Annotated in this window: 10 protein-coding genes, 2 tRNA genes, 3 rRNA genes and 1 pseudogene; 7 read left to right on the top strand and 9 right to left on the bottom strand. The window is 54.8% G+C overall.

What is annotated here, in order from left to right; genetic code table 11:
• Positions 1-2: 2 nt before the first annotated feature.
• Positions 3-1,514 carry a glycerol kinase GlpK gene (gene glpK / locus SYNC_RS02730; RefSeq protein WP_011618516.1) on the top strand — a complete coding sequence of 504 codons (1,512 nt, stop codon included), beginning with the start codon at positions 3-5 and terminating at the stop codon, positions 1,512-1,514.
• Positions 1,507-3,081 (top strand): glycerol-3-phosphate dehydrogenase/oxidase, encoded by a 1,575-nt coding sequence (locus SYNC_RS02725; protein WP_011618515.1) that lies wholly within the window; start codon positions 1,507-1,509, stop codon positions 3,079-3,081. The genes glpK and SYNC_RS02725 overlap by 8 nt, the downstream gene beginning before the upstream one ends.
• Here SYNC_RS02725 and SYNC_RS02720 read toward each other — a convergent pair.
• Positions 3,051-4,754: an alpha-amylase family protein gene (locus SYNC_RS02720; protein ID WP_041426874.1), complete on the bottom strand. Its 1,704-nt coding sequence runs from the start codon at positions 4,752-4,754 to the stop codon at positions 3,051-3,053. The genes SYNC_RS02725 and SYNC_RS02720 overlap by 31 nt on opposite strands.
• 112 nt (positions 4,755-4,866) lie before the next feature.
• Here SYNC_RS02720 and SYNC_RS02715 point away from each other — a divergent pair, with 112 nt between their 5' ends.
• Positions 4,867-6,267, top strand: coding sequence for an aldehyde dehydrogenase family protein (locus tag SYNC_RS02715; protein ID WP_011618513.1), 1,401 nt, complete (start codon positions 4,867-4,869; stop codon positions 6,265-6,267).
• Positions 6,268-6,372: 105 nt separating this feature from the next.
• On the top strand, positions 6,373-7,395 hold the full coding sequence (locus SYNC_RS02710; RefSeq protein WP_041426341.1) for a LysM peptidoglycan-binding domain-containing protein: 1,023 nt from the start codon (positions 6,373-6,375) through the stop codon (positions 7,393-7,395).
• Position 7,396: 1 nt separating this feature from the next.
• On the opposite strand, the gene SYNC_RS02705 is transcribed toward SYNC_RS02710, so the two are convergent.
• Positions 7,397-8,887, bottom strand: a complete 1,491-nt coding sequence (locus tag SYNC_RS02705) for an ATP-dependent DNA helicase RecQ (RefSeq protein ID WP_011618511.1) — start codon at positions 8,885-8,887, stop codon at positions 7,397-7,399.
• 50 nt (positions 8,888-8,937) lie between these two features.
• Positions 8,938-9,900 carry a hypothetical protein gene (locus SYNC_RS02700; protein WP_237699300.1) on the bottom strand — a complete coding sequence of 321 codons (963 nt, stop codon included), beginning with the start codon at positions 9,898-9,900 and terminating at the stop codon, positions 8,938-8,940.
• Between the two features lie 220 nt (positions 9,901-10,120).
• On the opposite strand from SYNC_RS02700, the gene SYNC_RS02695 reads away from it, so the two are divergent.
• The 3 genes from SYNC_RS02695 (at position 10,121) to SYNC_RS02685 (ending at position 12,696) form a co-directional block, all read left to right on the top strand.
• Positions 10,121-10,330 carry a photosystem I reaction center subunit IV gene (locus tag SYNC_RS02695; RefSeq protein ID WP_006854760.1) on the top strand — a complete coding sequence of 70 codons (210 nt, stop codon included), beginning with the start codon at positions 10,121-10,123 and terminating at the stop codon, positions 10,328-10,330.
• Positions 10,331-10,335: 5 nt separating this feature from the next.
• Entirely contained in the window at positions 10,336-11,208 is an 873-nt protein-coding gene (locus tag SYNC_RS02690) for a DNA-formamidopyrimidine glycosylase (RefSeq protein ID WP_011618509.1), read from the top strand.
• 177 nt (positions 11,209-11,385) lie between these two features.
• Positions 11,386-12,696, top strand: a complete 1,311-nt coding sequence (locus SYNC_RS02685; protein WP_237699257.1) for a SulP family inorganic anion transporter — start codon at positions 11,386-11,388, stop codon at positions 12,694-12,696.
• 35 nt (positions 12,697-12,731) lie between these two features.
• On the opposite strand, the pseudogene SYNC_RS14930 reads toward SYNC_RS02685, so the two are convergent.
• From SYNC_RS14930 to SYNC_RS02655, 6 genes and pseudogenes are all read right to left on the bottom strand, one after another.
• A pseudogene (locus SYNC_RS14930) lies at positions 12,732-12,890 on the bottom strand (YihY/virulence factor BrkB family protein); the annotation flags it as partial.
• A gap of 98 nt (positions 12,891-12,988) precedes the next feature.
• Positions 12,989-13,105: ribosomal RNA gene (gene rrf, locus SYNC_RS02675) — 5S ribosomal RNA — on the bottom strand.
• A gap of 114 nt (positions 13,106-13,219) precedes the next feature.
• Positions 13,220-16,085 (bottom strand): 23S ribosomal RNA (locus SYNC_RS02670).
• Positions 16,086-16,505: 420 nt separating this feature from the next.
• Positions 16,506-16,578: transfer RNA gene (locus SYNC_RS02665), tRNA-Ala, on the bottom strand.
• Positions 16,579-16,587: 9 nt separating this feature from the next.
• Positions 16,588-16,661 (bottom strand) — tRNA-Ile (locus SYNC_RS02660).
• 184 nt (positions 16,662-16,845) lie between these two features.
• A 16S ribosomal RNA gene (locus SYNC_RS02655) occupies positions 16,846-18,330 on the bottom strand.
• The 16S, 23S and 5S rRNA genes sit together here with 2 tRNA genes alongside, the layout of an rRNA operon.
• Between the last annotated feature and the right edge of the window lie 10 nt (positions 18,331-18,340).

Genomic DNA, 18,340 nt, shown 5'->3' with positions numbered 1-18,340 from the left:
AGATGGCTATGGCAGCACCGCCCCTCCTGCTCGCACTAGATCAAGGCACCAGCAGCTCACGCGCTGCTTTATTCGATACGGATGGCCGCCCAGTCGCTAGCGCTTCCGCCCCCCTTGAAATTCACTACCCCGCCGATGGCTGGGTGGAACAAAGCCCCTCGGCGATCTGGGAAAGCCAGCGCCTGGCGATGAGCCGCCTTGAGCAGGCGATTACTCCAGAGCAGCGCCAAGCCGTAATCAGCTGCGGCATTACCAATCAGCGCGAAACCACCACGCTCTGGAAACGAAGCGATGGGAGCCCCTGCGGCCCAGCCCTGGTTTGGCAGGACGGTCGCACCGCCGATCTCTGTAAGCAATGGAAGGCAAGCGGCCTTGAAACGAGCTGGAGAGCTCGAACCGGCCTAATGCTCGACCCCTATTTCAGCGCGAGCAAAATTCGCTGGCTTCTCGACCATGAGTCCGCCGCAAGCAGCGCCGCTGCCCAGGGTGATCTCTGCTTTGGAACTGTGGACAGCTGGCTCCTATGGCAGCTCAGTGGCGGAACAGTCCATGCCACAGACATGAGCAATGCCAGCCGCACCCTGCTAATGGATCTGAAACAGCGGCAATGGATCGATGATGCTTGCGCTGAAATTGGCTTACCGAAGCAGGCCCTCCCAGAGCTCAGGCCCTGCCGTGGAGATTTCGGCGTCATCCAAGCAGGTTTGCCCTTCGCTGGCGTGCCCATTCAAGCCCTGCTTGGCGACCAACAGGCCGCAACCCTGGGGCAACTCTGCCTGCAACCAGGCGAAGGCAAATGCACCTACGGCACCGGCGCCTTTCTCGTAGTAAACACCGGTGCAACCATCCGCCATTCCGACGCTGGCCTACTCAGCACCCTGGGCTGGACCGATCAGCACGGGACACCCACCTATTGCTTAGAGGGAAGCCTGTTCAATGCGGGCACGGTGGTGCAATGGCTGCGCGACGGCCTTGGCATTATTCGAAGTGCCGAGGAGGTCAATCCCCTGGCGCAAGAGGTGGAGAACTCTGCCGGGGTGATGCTTGTTCCAGCCTTCACCGGATGGGGCACACCTCACTGGGACCCCAGTGCCCGTGGTCTCTTGATCGGGATCACCCGCGACACCCGCCGAGGCCATATCGCCCGAGCCGCCCTGGAAGGAATCGCCTTCTCCGTAGCCAGTCTTGTGGAGTTGGCAGAGCAATCCATGGAGCAAAGCCTCGGGGAGCTTGCTGTGGATGGAGGAGCAGCTGCTTCCGATCTGCTCTTGCAAGCCCAAGCCGACAGCACTGGTTTAAACGTGCGCCGCCCAGTTCACCTGGAAAGCACCGCTCGTGGTGTGGCCCTGTTAGCTGGCTTACAAGCCGGCGCAATTGCCGACCTCAAGGACTTGGTACCGAATCGCACCCAAGACTCCAGGGTGTTTGAGCCCTTACAAACCCTGGAGCAACGCCAACACTGGCGCCAGCGTTGGAACGATGCTGTGAGTAGGAGCCTTCACTGGAATGGCTGATCAACGTTTTGACCTCGTCGTCATCGGCGGCGGGGCCAGTGGATGCAGCGTGGCCTATGAAGCGGTCCGCCGCGGCCTGCGGGTTGCGCTGCTCGAGGGCCATGACCTCGGCAGTGGCACCAGCTGCCGCAGCACCAAGCTCCTGCATGGGGGGGTTCGTTATCTCGAACTTGCCTTCAAAACAGCCGACCTCGCGCAATTGCACTTGGTGCGAGAAGCCTTGCTGGAGCGAGGCCACTGGCTGAACCAGGCCCCGTTCTTAGCCCAACGCCTTGAACTAGCCCTGCCCAGCGACTGTCGCCTCGGCCAGGCTTACTACCGCATCGGGCTTGGGCTTTATGACGCCTTATCCGGTCGGGCTGGGATCGGAAGCAGTCGTTTGCTCTCATCCAAACAACTTCAACAAGCCTTGCCTCTGCTGCGTCCCGATGTTCGTCGCGGAGTGGCCTACAGCGATGGGCAATTCGATGATGCTCGCCTGAATCTGCTTCTGGCTCTCACCGCTGAACGGGCCGGTGCTGTGCTGCGGACCCGCACCAAGGTTCGGGAGCTGGAACGCAACAGCCAAGGTCAGATCTGTGCTGCCATCAGCGAAAACCACAAGGGAGAACAAGAGCGCTGGGAAGCTAGGGCGGTTGTGAATGCCACAGGCATCCATGCAGATGCCATCCGGCGGATGGCCGCCCCCAACTGCTCCATGCGCATGCTCACCAGCAGGGGAGTGCATCTGGTATTGCGAGCAAACCTTTGCCCTGATGGACTCGGCTTGCTGTTGCCATCCACCGATGACGGACGCGTTTTATTCATGTTGCCGTTCTTTGGACGCACCCTGGTTGGCACCACAGACACCCCCTGCACCCAAGCGAGCGCAGCGGCTCCATCCGAAGACGAGCAAAACTATTTGCTCGATTACGTGAGGCGCTGGTTCCCCGATCTGAGCCAACCCGATGTAGGGAGCTGTTGGGCTGGCGGACGACCGCTGCTCAAGCCAGCCGGAGCCGAAGTGAACAGCAGCAGGGTTGTCCGGGAGCACGAGGTTGAAAGGCTCAACTGCGGACTCATCAGCGTGATGGGGGGCAAATGGACCACCTGCAGACCGATGGCGATCGACACCCTCAAGGCGGTGGAAGCACAATTCGGGAGCCCCCTTCCAGATCCCGCTTCGCTGCCGCTGATCGGCGCAGATCAAGACCCCAAACGCACTCCCACACTGCTGCAGGAGCAAGTCTGCGCCCTGGAACGTCTGCTGCCCGAGACCCCTCTACGTGATCAACAAAGAGCCCACCTGCAAGCCACTTTCGGATTGGAAGCAGCTGCACTCGTGGCCAGCTGGAATGAAAGCGATCGTGAGCCATTGAGCGATGTCATCCCCGTGTGCCGCGGTGAATTTCGCCATGCCATCAGAGCTGAACACGCTTGCACGGCAACGGATGTCCTCGCCCGTCGCTGCCGTTTGGCCATGGTGGATCAAGACGAAGCCGAGCGCCTGCTCCCGCAGGTTCAAGCCCTTCTTGAAGAGGCGGGCGTGGACGCTCCCTACACGCCGGAGCTCAACTTGTCCTGCTGAGCGTCAATGTCCTCGCTGGTGTTGTCTGTTTCCTCCACCTCACCAATCAACCACCAACTGAACCCGTGCGCAGCGAGGTAAACAAACCAGTCGGCATCGGCAGGCGGGAAGTCACACCCCCACAGCACCTCACGGGTGCGTTCACCAGCCCATCGGCTCAGATCGAGGCGAAATGATGCCCCAGCGGCGGAGAGGTTGGCCGCAACCAGCACCGTCATCGTGGCGTTCGTGCGCACGTACACAATGACGCCGGGATGGGCGCAATCCAACAGCTCAAAATCGCCATTACGCAGTGCTGGAAGCAGCTTGCGGCAAGTGAGCATGCGCCGATGCCAATTCAAAAGCGATCCAGGGAGCTGCTTCTGAACCTCCACATTCACCACCCGATAGTCGTATCCGGGAGCAGTGATAGGTGGCAACACCAACAGTGGATCTGGAGCCGTTGAAAATCCACCATTCCGTCCAGGCGTCCAGGCCATCGGCGTGCGGTTCGGATCGCGGTCGCGCAAGCCCGGCCAATCCCCCATCCCCAGCTCATCGCCGTAGTACAGGCATGGGAGACCTGGAAGGCTGTAAAGCAGGGCATGCATCACCCGATTGGAACCGGGATCACCATTGAGCAAAGGCGCCAGACGCCGGTTGATGCCCCAGTTCAGCCAATGCCCCTGCCCCTGGTGCAATCCGGCTCGGATCGTTTGAATCACCTCCTCTGGAACCAGATGGCCATCCCCCAGCCAAAGTTCATCGTGATTGCGTAACGGCAGGGCCCAGCGACAACCACCAACCGCGTTCTGAGCCGCCTGCAAACACTCGCGCAAAGCCTCCACCGTTCCACTAGCAATCGAGGCGAACAGGTGAGCGGTTAAGGCGAAGTTAAACGCTCCATGCAGTTCGTCATCGGCGAGGTAAGGCGCAGCCTCCTCAACCGGTTGAATCGCTTCCGCAAGAAGCAAGACATCCTTGCCATGGCGATCCACCCGCGCCCGTAAGCGCTTAAGGAATTCGTGGGTTTCAGGCAACCCTTCACAACGAGATCCCTCCGCTTCACAGAGGAATGGAACCGCATCGAGACGGAAGCCATCCACGCCTCGTTCAATCCAAAAATCCACCACATCGAGCATCTCCTCCTGGACGACGGGGCTGTCGTAATTGAGGTCAGGTTGATGGCGCAAAAAGCGATGAAGGTAGTACTGCTGCGCCACCTCGTCCCATTCCCAGTTCGAAGACTCGAAGTGGCGAAAAAGCACTGGTGCATCGGCATAGCGCTTGGGGTCATCGCTCCACACATATACGTCCCGTTCAGGGCTCCCTTCTGGAGCCCAACGGGCACGCTGGAACCAAGGATGGAGGGTGCTGGTGTGATTCAGCACCAAGTCCATCACCACCTTGATGCCATGTGAGTGGGCAGCGATCAAGACCCGATGAAAGGCCGCTAGATCACCCAGTTCTGGATGGATGGACTTGAAATCTGTGATGTCGTAGCCCCCGTCCTGCAGGGGCGATGGATAAATCGGAGTGAGCCAGATCGCTTCCACACCCAACCAACGGAGATAGGGCAGGCGATTGGCAAGACCCTGCAAGTCGCCGATTCCATCACCATTGCCATCGGCATAGCTGCGCACAATCAGCTGATAGATGACGGCACCGTTCCACCACGGCTGCTGCTTAGTCATCACGCCGGCACCATTCCAACTTGTACTAACCCCGATCGGCCGCGACGTCATCCCCTCTTTCACGATCAGGGAATTAAGACTGCGAGCATGGCCTTAGATCCCCCAACTTCTGATGGTTAGCGCCTCCACCAACGAAGCCTTTCAAGCCGCTGATTTAAAGACCCTACGCACTCCAGTCGTATCGGGTCAGACCCGTCCAGAAGCTTGGCGGCGACTGCAATTAAAACGCTTAAGCGACCTGCTTGATCGTCATGAAGCCGACATTCTTCAAGCCCTGCGTGTCGACCTGGCAAAGCCAGGGCTCGAGGGGATGTTTGAAATCGTGGCTTTGCTTCAAGAATTAAAAGTTACGCGGCGGCGCCTCAAGGCTTGGATGCGCCCTCGGCGCATCCCCGTGCCGATTCCACAACGGCCAGGGCGGGCCCAACTCATCCGAGAACCCCTGGGCTGTGTGCTCGTAATCGGGCCATGGAACTACCCCTTCATGCTCACGCTTCAGCCCCTGATCAGTGCCCTTGCTGCGGGAAACACTGTTGTCTTGAAACCTTCAGAGCATGCTCCTGCCACGGCAGCCCTGATCACGCGCCTCATCACTGAGGAATTCCCCAGCGATGTGGTGAGGGTGGTGAATGGGGATGGATCCATCGCGGCCGCGCTCGTGGACCTTGGCTTTGACCACATCTTCTTTACCGGTAGTGGAGCGATTGGAGCCAAGGTGCTGGCCGGTGCCGCCCGTCATCTCACTCCCGTCACGCTGGAGCTTGGAGGCAAAAATCCTGCTGTCGTGCTCGACAGTGCAGACCTAGCCGTCACAGCACGCCGCTTGATTTGGGGCAAAAGTGTGAATGCTGGACAAACCTGCATCGCCCCTGATCACCTCCTGGTTCAGACCAGCATCAGGGAGCAGCTTGTGAATGCCTTGAAAGAGGAGCGCCGCAATCTCTATGGAGAGGATCCACTCGCTTCCGCTGATCTCAGCTGCTTAATCCACGATCGGCATTTTCAACATCTCGAAGGGCTGCTTACAGCAGCACGAGAGGAGGGGCGCATCCTGTTTGGAGGCGAATGCGACCGACAACGCCGCAAGATCGCACCCACCTTGATTGAGGTTCACAGCGATCAGGATCCCTTAATGGCAGCGGAAATCTTTGGCCCGTTATTACCGATGTTGACGGTGGAGTCCTTAGATGGCGCCATCACACGCATCCAACAGCAAGACAAGCCCTTGGCGATCTATCTCTTTGGCGGTGATCACAACGACCAAAGCGAGGTTCTGCAGCGCACCAGTTCAGGTGGGGTTTGCTTCAACGACGTCTTGATGCAAAAGGGGGTCCCGGAATTGCCATTCGGTGGAGTGGGGCCCAGTGGAATGGGCAGCTATCACGCAGAAACCGGCTTTCGAACCTTCTCGCACGAACGTTCGGTGCTGAGCCGGCCATTTTTTCTTGACCTTCGTCTCCGCTACCCGCCTTACACCTTGAATCCTGCGTTATTTCGCCGTTTTGTGAGCTAAAAACCGCTGAACAAACGGTCCAAATCAATCAATACCAAGGAATCCGCGCGAGGGACTGGCGAGTTGGGCAAGACACCTTATCTTTCGCCCAGCACAGAAAGAAGCATGCGAAGCATTGTTGCCGCCGCCCTAACCCTGTCGGCATTGATGCCCCTTCAAGCGGGCGCGGCATCAATCACCGTCAAACCAGGAGACACCATCTCTGGTCTCGCTGATCGCTATGGCGTATCGGTTAAAAGTTTGATGAAAGCGAATGGAATTCGCAATTCAAACCATGTGGAAGTTGGGCAAACATTGCGTTTACCAAGCGGTGCCAGGGGCGTCGTAAGCGCTGGCCAAGGGCGTCACATCGTTCAAGGTGGAGACACCCTTGGTGGCATAGCGGCTCGATATCGCGTTAGCGAAAGAGATCTGATCGCGATCAACAACCTTCCAAGCGCTGATCATGTTGAGGTAGGCCAAACCCTGAAACTGCCTACATCGGCCTTACTTCCCAAGCCAAAGTCTGTGGCGAAAGCCAAGCCGACGCCGATCAAAGCCAATCCAAACGCCACATCCCACACCGTGGCCCGAGGTCAGACCCTCACCCAGATCGCTCGCGCCTATGAGGTTCCGGTTGCCTCTCTGATTGATCTCAACACCATCAATGACCCCAACCGGGTGACGATTGGAACCAAGTTGATGCTTCGGGATATCCGTCGCTCTGAAACCACAGAATCGGTCAGCACAGCAGTACCAACCAGCACCACGCCAGTAGTGAAGCCCGTTCTCACGGCGACAGCCAGCCAATCAACCAAGACGGTTCAAGTCAAACCAGTCCAGTCCACAACGACTCCAACAAAAGCGGCTCCGGCCAAGACCACTACAACCCCATCAGTGGAGGCCAAACCAGCGGCATGGCGAACCTACGGCCCGCTCCAAGTGGACTGGAGCAACTGGCAATCCATGGGCGGCAGCATGGTGGCCCCAACTTTGAATAGCGAAGGCAAGCCCCTTTACGTGGCAGTGAACTGTTCAGCTCGCAAAATCAATGTCACCAGTTCTGATGGTGCATGGAAAAGCTGGATTGCCCCGCAGACCAATTTTGAGAAGGACCTGGTCAAGGATCGCTGTAACAAAACCGCCTAAGTCAAGCTGCGTAATGCAAGGGCCAAGGGGCATGCAGGAATTGTCTGCCGCTATCCCTTAACGACAAGCGTTGGGCACCATCGTTGCTCTCACGAATGAGCTCCTCTTGCACGAGCCTGCGCGCAAGCCAACCCCAACGCTCTTCGCTGCCATCAAGCTCCCGTAATCGCTCGGTCAGGCTGCGGATGTCTGCTCCCTGACCGGCATCGATCACCTCCAACAATTCTTGGGCGCGATCCGACCAATCCTTGGGCCGCACTTGAGCCAGGCAGCGATCACAGCGGCCGCAAGGAGACGTCAGCTCGCCCACTGAAAGCAGCAGAGCCTGTTCTCGGCAAATCTCACCCTCAGCAACAGCCTCCATTCGCCTCAATTGCTGCTGAGAAAACTCCACGCGCCAAACATCATCGTCAGACACCTTGGATTCAGACGCACGGCGCAACGTGGACTGCATCGCCCAGCCCAAGCTGGTTCGGTCTCCAGGTGAAAACAACACAAGACAATGGGCCGGTCTGCCATCGCGTCCAGCGCGACCTGACTCCTGGAGATATCCCTCTGGTGTCGCAGGCAAATCCAAGTGCAAGACCAACCCCACATCCGGACGGTCAACGCCCATCCCAAACGCCACGGTGGCCACCAAAACAGGCGCATCAGCTTCTAAAAAATGCATTAAAGCCTCTTCACGGCGTTCCGGCTCCAGCCCAGCGTGATACGTGATAGCTGGAATGCCTTGGGCTTGTAGCCGTTCAGCCCAGAGCTCCACCGAACGACGGGTCCTGGCATAGATCAAGGTGGCACCCCGTGAATCCTGCAGGGCCTCTAAGACATCAGGGAGCGGATCGCTCGGACGGCGCCGCATTGTGTATTTGAGGTTGGTGCGTTGCGCCGACGACACCTGGATGAGCGGTTTACATAACCCAAGTAGACGGAGGATGTCAGCCCGCACCCTTGGAGCTGCGGTTGCACTCAACGCAACGAGCGGGACACCGGGGCAAAGGGCGCGAAGCTGACCAAGGCGCCTGTAGTCGGGCCGAAAATCATGCCCCCAAGCGCTGATGCAATGAGCCTCATCCACGGCCAATGCCACCAGCCGCCCATCCCTTGCATAGGCAGAGAGCATGTCCCTCGCCGCCTCACCTTGAAGACGCTCAGGGGCGAGATAAAGGAGACGCAAGCTGCCAGCCGATAACTGTGTCTGAATCAAACGTCGTTGTTCAGGTTGAATCCCGCGGTGCAGGCAGGCAGCAGCAATCCCCCTCCGCTGCAGTTGCAAAACCTGATCATCCATCAGAGCAACGAGTGGAGATATCACCACGACCAGCCCCTGCCGCACCAAGGCAGGAAGCTGAAAACAAAGCGATTTTCCGCCTCCGGTTGGCAGCACTGCTAAGCAGTCGCGACCGCTCAGCAGTGCTTCGATGACAGGACGTTGTCCTGAACGAAAGGAGTCCCAGCCGTAATGCCTGTGGAGAGCCTCAAGGAGTGAATCCAACTCTCCCTCTCACTCCACAGGTAGTGGCTTCAGCTTAACGAGCACTAGATCTAGAGGGTTATCGGAGGCTCCAGTTGGTCAGGAGCCTCCTCAACAAGTTGGAGTCTCACCCTCTTGCCCCCAGCAAGTTCCCCAAGCGACACCCGCATCGTGGCCCCACTCAAAGTTTGTAGCGCTGTCAAAACATCGCGTAGATAAGGGGTGCTGCTTCCGCTTTCCACCCACAGTCGTTCATGCAGACCGCCTAACCGTCTCCAGGAGGTGTGCAGCTTAAGAACCGCGGACTCCAGAGCCTGAGCCTGCCCTACAGCATCGGCAAGCAAACCCAGAGCATCGAGACGCTGTGCCTCCTGCATCGCCTTCTCCAGATCCAGCTCACCCTGTTGAAAGGCACGAACAGCAACACCTGATTCCGTGGCCTTCGTGATCCATCGCGCCGTATGGGTCACGTCCTTGATCCGATCAAGTTCCGGCTCATCACGAAGCACCTTGCGGAAGTCTTCCTGCTGAACCTCTGGAAGCTTTGACAATTCACGCACCAGAGGTGCCACAACCTTGGATGGCAGCAAATTCTCTTGCGCCCGTTGACGAATTTCATCCGGAAGCAAGGGACTGGTTGCAGAAGTGAAATCATCCGTGAGCCTGCGCACCTGCTTGCGGGTGATTTCTTGTCCCTCGTTGGCGGCTTCAGCAATCATCACTTGCACTTCGGGAGCCGCCAAAGCTGTCTCAAGGAAGGCGCGTTTTGAAAACTGATTCACACTCGATTGCTCGAGCAAACCCTCACCAACCAAACCCTGCTCTGATTCAGCTAGTTGAATCAATCCATATGCCCGGGTCTTACTGATTTCCCGTTCACGAAGCCACTGCAAAAAGCCCGCACCACGACCTTCACCTCCGCGTTTTTCACGGTCACGCACTGATTTCAGGATGCGACCACGCCAAATTTCGGTTTGTAGGTCAAATTTGTCGCACACATCCCAGGCCTGCTCGAGACGAGCCAGGAATTCCATCGTGCTGATGTCATCCCGCTCAGGATCTGGGAGATCGAGATTGAACGTGGGTGCTTCGGAACTCAGGCTTGTCAAAGGCGGTGACAGAGGAGGTGGTGATGGATGCTGCCATGCCGATGCGGCGAAGATGGCAACAGGTCGAAAGACATTCTGTGACGCTCACTCCATCTTGAGGCCACGCAGCGATACGCTCTGATTGCATCAACGTTCTTGCGCAGCGATGGCAATTTCCCGCGGTGACAAGGTGCGCATTAAGCGCCCTGAGTCTTATTGGTACAACGATGTCGGCACGGTGGCTTCCATCGACACCTCAGGCATTCGTTACCCGGTGGTCGTTCGCTTTGAAAAGGTGAATTACAACGGGATTTCCGGATCAGAAGGCGGAATCAACACGAATAATTTCGCTCAAGCGGAACTCGAGCCGGCCTGAGGCCGTTGCCCGAACTCCCGGAAGTTGAGACGGTTCGTCGTGGATTAGCGAATCGTCTCGATCAATTCGTGATCAGCGATCTTGAAGTTTGCCGGGACAGGGCGATTGCCAGTCCTGGTGGACCAGAATGCTTTGAATCAGGCCTCCTCAATTGCCGCGTTGGCAATTGGATGAGACGAGGGAAATACCTCTACTCGGAGCTCTATAGGCCTGGATCAGCCGAAGCCAATTCCGCTGAAGAAAGCGCCGGATACTGGGGTGTTCACTTACGAATGACAGGCCAATTTCAGTGGATCGAGGACGACACTCCACCTTGCAAACACACCCGCGTGCGTTTTTGGAATGCAAAGGGACAAGAATTGCGCTTCGTAGACCTAAGAAGTTTTGCAGAAATGTGGTGGGTCCCGCCCGATACTGCAGTGGAGTCGATCATCACGGGCTTAAAAAAGTTAGGTCCTGAACCCTTTAGCCAAGATTTCAAAACGCAGTACTTACAAGAGCGATTTAAAGGGTCCACACGCTCAATCAAGGCGGCATTACTGGATCAATCGATCGTGGCAGGCACGGGCAACATCTATGCCGATGAAAGTTTGTTTGCTGCTGGCATTTGCCCTCAAACGCCAGCAGGCCAACTCAATCGCAAGCAATTAGAAAAACTCAGGGAATGTTTGATCGAGATCTTAGAACTAAGTATTGGGGCAGGCGGAACAACCTTTAGTGACTTCAGAGATCTCGAAGGAGTAAATGGCAATTACGGTGGTCAAGCAGCGGTTTATAGACGTACCGGACAACCATGTCCGAAATGTGGGAAAGCAATCGAACGAATCAAGCTGGCAGGACGAAGCACCCACTGGTGCTCCAGCTGCCAAACGTCATAACGAAATCCCAAAACGGAGTTGTAGCAGGGGGAAGCAATCAATCCGAATCGCAAGAATCACCAGGCGTGACTAGCGACTCGAGAGAGTAGCAAAACAAATACCAGGCCAATGATGCCAACAAAATAACAATAAAAAAAGTTTCGCTCAAGGCAATACTGCTCATCATCAAAGAGACTCTTGTTGCGACAAAATACCTTTTCGATGCCTTCTCTTAGACAAAAAATAAACTCTTTAGCAATAGCACCGTTACCAAATCTGCTGGCTGGCCTGGTGATGGCATTGGTACTTATTCCGGAAGCAATCGGCTTCGCTGGAGTCGCTGGAGTCCCTCCAGAACTTGGCCTCTATGGCGCAATCTTTCTAACGATCACAATCGCCTTCACAGGAAGTCGAATCGCGATGATCACCTCGGCATCAGGATCAACCGCAGTACTCATGACCGGGCTTGCAGCTCAAGGAAATAACTTTGCAGACAACAAAGGAATTATTTTTTTATTAACAGCAAGCATGCTTGCGGGGCTTCTCCAGATCATCTGGAGCCTCTTGAATATTTCGGCTTTAATGAAATACATCCCAAAACCTGTCGTGAGTGGATTCGTCAATGCACTGGCATTACTCATTTTACAAGCAGAATTGCCACAACTTGGCTTTGAACAACTTCTAGGACTTGAAAGACATCAGGTAACTTACCTGCCAACAGTGAAAGAGCTACCAACCGTATGGGCTTTGACAGCGATAGGACTACTAATCATCTATTCATTTCCATACATCACGAAGAAAATACCCTCACAGCTCATCTCAATTTCTGTCGTAACAATACTGGCATGGACGATGAGATTCGACGTACCAAGAGTTAGTGATCTGGGAAGCCTACCGCAGGGAATCCACTTACCGGAAATCCCATTCCTCATCAATGGAGCGAACAACATTGCAGGCCTTGATCTTATATGGACAACAGCACCGATCGCAATTGCAATTTCGCTCGTAGGCCTATTAGAAACATTTCTAACAGTCGATTACATCGATACACTAACAGAAACAACAGCGGATAAGCGGTCGGAAGGCATTGGACAAGGCATCGCCAATATCATTACATCACTATTTGGCGGAATGGCCGGATGTGCACTCGTAGGCGAATCGGTCATGAACGTGAAAAATGGGGCAAAATCACGACTATCAACCTTATCGACGGGACTATTTATAGTTACTATTCTAATTTTTGCAAGATCAATTCTTGGCTTAATTCCCTTGGCCGCAGTCGCCGCAGTTATGATTTCAATCGCAGTTGCAACCGCAGATTCTGACAGCTTGAGGAGAATAGGGAGACTACCTAAGATCGACACTCTTCTCATGATCGCTACATTTTTAGCGACGATGCTGACTCATCCCCACAACCTTGCTGTAGGCGTGATCGTAGGCGTGAGCACATCTCAGTTATACGGATACATCCGAAGAAAAGCCAATCTACGATCAGATAAAAGCGATTAGAAGCAACGGCTTAACTTAAAGGAAGGAGAAGGTGTGGAAGCAATTGACAATGAAATGAGAAGGATCGGGAAGATCGATTGCAGCGTGTAATACGCAAATGCAGCACTCAGATCCACGCAATCGCACTTCGCCCAACGCAAACAGGCGCGCCAAAGACTACGAACCAACCTTCGCAGCCGGATTTGTTTAGCCATGGCAGCTGCTGGCACCAATCAAAACCAACGTAACGCGAGAAATGGCACAAAAAAAGCCACCCCTTCAAGGGATGGCTTTCTTCGTTTGGAATGTTTTTACCTGGCATCGAGCTATTTTCTCAGGGGGCTACCCCCCAAATATCGTCGCCGCTGCTGCGTTTCACAACCGAGTTCGAGATGGATCGGAGTGGTTCCACAGCGCTATGGACACCAGGATAGAAAATTCCCAAGGGTTGATCCCTGAGAACTGCATAGCTTCATCACCTCAACTTTCGTCTTGATGATGCAATCTGGATCAAATAAAGTTGTTTCAAGGCAAGAACCAAGTGTTGGTCAAGCCCTCGGTCTATTAGTACTCCTCCGCTGCATCCATTACTGAACTTCGACGTAGAGCCTATCAACGGGTGTTCTTCCCGTGACCTTACTGGGTTACCCCATGGGAATACTCATCTTGAGGTGGGCTTCCCACTTAGATGCTTTCAGCGGTTATCCACTCCACACATGGCTACCCAGCGTTTACCGTTGGCACGATAACTGGTACACCAGAGGTGTGTTCCTCCCGGTCCTCTCGTACTAGGGAGAAATCCTCTCAATATTCCTACGCATACACCGGATATGGACCGAACTGTCTCACGACGTTCTGAACCCAGCTCGCGTACCGCTTTAATGGGCGAACAGCCCAACCCTTGGGACCGACTTCAGCCCCAGGTTGCGATGAGCCGACATCGAGGTGCCAAACCTCCCCGTCGATGTGAACTCTTGGGGGAGATCAGCCTGTTATCCCTAGAGTAACTTTTATCCGTTGAGCGACGGCCCTTCCACTCAGAACCGTCGGATCACTAAAGCCGACTTTCGTCCCTGTTCGACTTGTAGGTCTCACAGTCAAGCTTCCTTCTGCTTTTGCACTCGTCGGCTGATTTCCAACCAGCCTGAGGAAACCTTTGCGCGCCTCCGTTACCTTTTAGGAGGCGACCGCCCCAGTCAAACTGCCCACCTGATACTGTCCGCTCCCCGGATAACGGGTGAACGTTAGAACCCTAGCTCTGAAAGAGTGGTATCTCACCATTGACTCCCTAGCACCCACGAGCACTAGATCAACGTCTCCCACCTATCCTGCGCATTCAGAGCCCGGGCACAATACCAAGCTACAGTAAAGCTTCATAGGGTCTTTCTGTCCGGGTGTATGTAGTCCGCATCTTCACAGACAATTCTATTTCGCCGAGCCTCTCTCCGAGACAGCGCCCTGATCGTTACGCCTTTCGTGCGGGTCGGAACTTACCCGACAAGGAATTTCGCTACCTTAGGACCGTTATAGTTACGGCCGCCGTTCACCGGGGCTTCAGTCGCCAGCTTCGCTTACGCTGACCGGCTTCCTTAACCTTCCGGCACTGGGCAGGCGTCAGCCCCCATACATCGTCTTGCGACTTAGCGGAGACCTGTGTTTTTGGTAAACAGTCGCCAGGGCCTCTTCACTGCGACCACATTGCTGTGGCACCCCTTCTCCCGAAGTTACGGGGCCATTTTGCCGAGTTCCTTAGAGAGAGTTACCTCGCGCACCTCGGTATTCTCTACCACCCCACCTGTGTCGGTTTCGGGTACTGGCAGTTATGCCTTAACGGGTATAGAGCTTTTCTTGGAAGCATGACATCACCAACTTCGCTGCCGTAGCAGCTCGTACTCACGCCTCAGCTCGGATCGTTTTCGCCGATCCTCAACGCCTCGAACGCTTGAACCAGTAACCAACATCTGGCTTGGCTAGCCTTCTCCGTCCCTCTTCCCAAAACATAACCGGTACAGGAATGTTGACCTGTTATCCATCGACTACGCCTTTCGGCCTCGCCTTAGGTCCAGACTAACCCTCCGCGGACGAGCCTGCCGGAGGAACCCTTAGGGTTTCGGTGCATGGGATTCTCACCCATGTTTTCGCTACTCAAGCCGACATTCTCACTTCTATGCAGTCCACGCCCGCTCACGCTAACGCTTCGCCCCACATAGAACGCTCCCCTACCATAAATCCGCAGCTTCGGTACAACACTTAGCCCCATTCATTTTCGGCGCAGGATCGCTCGACCAGTGAGCTATTACGCACTCCTTTGAGGATGGCTGCTTCTAGGCAAACCTCCTGGTTGTCTGGGCAATCCCACCTCCTTTATCACTTAGTGTTGATTTGGGGACCTTAGCTGGCGGTCTGGGCTGTTTCCCTCTCGACCATGGAGCTTATCCCCCACAGTCTGACTGCCTCGCTACACACAGGGTATTCAGAGTTCATCTCGATTTGGTACCGCTCTCGCAGCCCGCACCGAAATGGTGGCTTTACCCCCCTGCTGGAGCACGAGACGCTACGCCTCAACGTATTTCGGGGAGAACCAGCTAGCTCCGGGTTCGATTGGCATTTCACCCCTAACCACAGCTCATCCGCTGATTTTTCAACATCAGTCGGTTCGGACCTCCACTTGGTATCACCCAAGCTTCATCCTGGCCATGGTTAGATCACCCGGGTTCGGGTCTATAAACACTGACAAACGCCCTATTCAGACTCGCTTTCGCTATGGCTCCACCATTTCCGGTTTAACCCGCCAGTGCCTATAAGTCGCCGGCTCATTCTTCAACAGGCACACGGTCACCCTATTAGTAGGGCTCCCATTGCTTGTAGGCTCACGGTTTCATGTTCTATTTCACTCCCCTCCCGGGGTTCTTTTCACCTTTCCCTCGCGGTACTGTTTCGCTATCGGTCACACAGGAGTACTTAGCCTTACGAGGTGGTCCTCGCTGATTCACACGGAATTCCACGTGCTCCGTGCTACTCGGGATACAGCTAGGTCAGTTCAGTTTTCGTGTACGGGGCTTTCACCCTCTGTGGCGTGTCTTTCAAACACTTCCACTAACATTCCTGATCCACATTGCTGTCCCACAACCCCAATGGTCGAAACCATTGGTTTAGGCTCTTCCCCGTTCGCTCGCCGCTACTTAGGGAGTCGTTTTTACTTTCCTTTCCTCCAGCTACTAAGATGTTTCAGTTCGCTGGGTTGGCTCGCGCCAGCCTATAGATTCAGCTGGCCGTTCTAGGGGTTGCCCCATTCGGAAATTCCCGGATCAAAGCGTGTTTCCAGCTCCCCGAGACTTATCGCAGGTAACCACGTCCTTCATCGCCTCTGTGTGCCAAGGTATCCGCCGTGAGCCCTTTGTAGCTTGACCAATGTATCTCCAACACGCTTGCTGTCGTTGAAACAGATTCTTCTAACTTCTACAAGTAGAAATTAAAATCAAACTCTCAAATGCTCGACACATTTGAAAGAACATGCTGGAGTCTCGGCTCTTGCTCTTAGAATTAACACCATCCAAAAGTGAATGAACACTCAAGAATGATGCATCTATGAGATGCTTTATTCTTTCCAGACTTTTACTATGCAGTTGTCAAGGTTCGGCTAGACATCAAAACAATGCATTGATCTCTCAATACATTGAATCGAGCCCAGCATCCTATCAATCAAATCATGGAACCATTTCCATGTCTTAAAATGACAAGAAGCTAGGATCATCTAGCGGACACATCTAAATCACAATCCATACGAGTTCATACTCCAGGTTTTGGAGATGGGGATTCTTTGCAGTCAGTGGAGGTTAGGAGACTCGAACTCCTGACATCCTGCTTGCAAAGCAGGCGCTCTACCAACTGAGCTAAACCCCCTACACCGAATGGGCCATCCTGGACTTGAACCAGGGACCTCACCCTTATCAGGGGTGCGCTCTAACCACCTGAGCTAATGGCCCAGGAGTCTCATCCCTAATGGGTTGTGAACTAGACAAAGTTTAGGAACTAAAAATCTCCACTAAGCAGACAACCATTGCTGGAACTCTCTTAGCTTCAAAGTTGAGGTACCGATCGACCTAAGGTGACAGGATTTTGGCCTAAGAATAAAAAACTCAGACATCAAAATCGTTGTTTGTCTCCCTGTTAGGAGGTGATCCAGCCGCACCTTCCGGTACGGCTACCTTGTTACGACTTCACCCCAGTCATCAGCCCCACCTTCGACGTCCTCCTCCACAAGGGTTGGAGTAACGGCTTCGGGCGTGGCCAACTTCCATGGTGTGACGGGCGGTGTGTACAAGGCCCGGGAACGTATTCACCGCAGTATGCTGACCTGCGATTACTAGCGATTCCTCCTTCACGTAGGCGAGTTGCAGCCTACGATCTGAACTGAGCCACGGTTTATGGGATTTGCTTGTCCTCGCGAACTTGCTGCCCTTTGTCCGTAGCATTGTAGTACGTGTGTAGCCCAGGATGTAAGGGGCATGATGACTTGACGTCATCCACACCTTCCTCCGGTTTATCACCGGCGGTCTCTCTAGAGTGCCCAACTAAATGCTGGCAACTAAAGACGTGGGTTGCGCTCGTTGCGGGACTTAACCCAACATCTCACGACACGAGCTGACGACAGCCATGCACCACCTGTCACTGCGCTCCCGAAGGCACTCTCAAGTTTCCAAGAGATTCGCAGGATGTCAAACCCTGGTAAGGTTCTTCGCGTTGCATCGAATTAAACCACATACTCCACCGCTTGTGCGGGCCCCCGTCAATTCCTTTGAGTTTCACACTTGCGTGCGTACTCCCCAGGCGGAACACTTAACGCGTTGGCTACGACACCGGAGGGGTTGATTCCCCCGACACCTAGTGTTCATCGTTTACGGCCAGGACTACAGGGGTATCTAATCCCTTTCGCTCCCCTGGCTTTCGTCCATGAGCGTCAGTGATGGCCCAGCAGAGCGCCTTCGCCACTGGTGTTCTTCCCGATATCTACGCATTTCACCGCTACACCGGGAATTCCCTCTGCCCCTACCACACTCAAGCCCAACAGTTTCCACTGCCATGATGGAGTTAAGCTCCACTTTTTAACAGCAGACTTGTAGGGCCGCCTGCGGACGCTTTACGCCCAATAATTCCGGATAACGCTTGCCACTCCCGTATTACCGCGGCTGCTGGCACGGAATTAGCCGTGGCTTATTCATCAAGTACCGTCAGATCTTCTTCCTTGATAAAAGAGGTTTACAGCCCAGAGGCCTTCATCCCTCACGCGGCGTTGCTCCGTCAGGCTTTCGCCCATTGCGGAAAATTCCCCACTGCTGCCTCCCGTAGGAGTCTGGGCCGTGTCTCAGTCCCAGTGTGGCTGATCATCCTCTCAGACCAGCTACTGATCGATGCCTTGGTGAGCTCTTACCTCACCAACTAGCTAATCAGACGCGGGCTCATCCTCAGGCGAAATTCATTTCACCTCTCGGCATATGGGGTATTAGCGGCCGTTTCCAACCGTTATCCCCCTCCTGAGGGCAGATTCCCACGCGTTACTCACCCGTCCGCCACTAACCCGAAGGTTCGTTCGACTTGCATGTGTTAAGCACGCCGCCAGCGTTCATCCTGAGCCAGGATCAAACTCTCCGTTGTAGATCAATCC

Origin of the sequence: Synechococcus sp. CC9311 (assembly GCF_000014585.1) — a bacterium.
Taxonomy (GTDB): domain Bacteria; phylum Cyanobacteriota; class Cyanobacteriia; order PCC-6307; family Cyanobiaceae; genus Synechococcus_C.
This window is presented reverse-complemented; position numbering and strand designations above follow the sequence as displayed.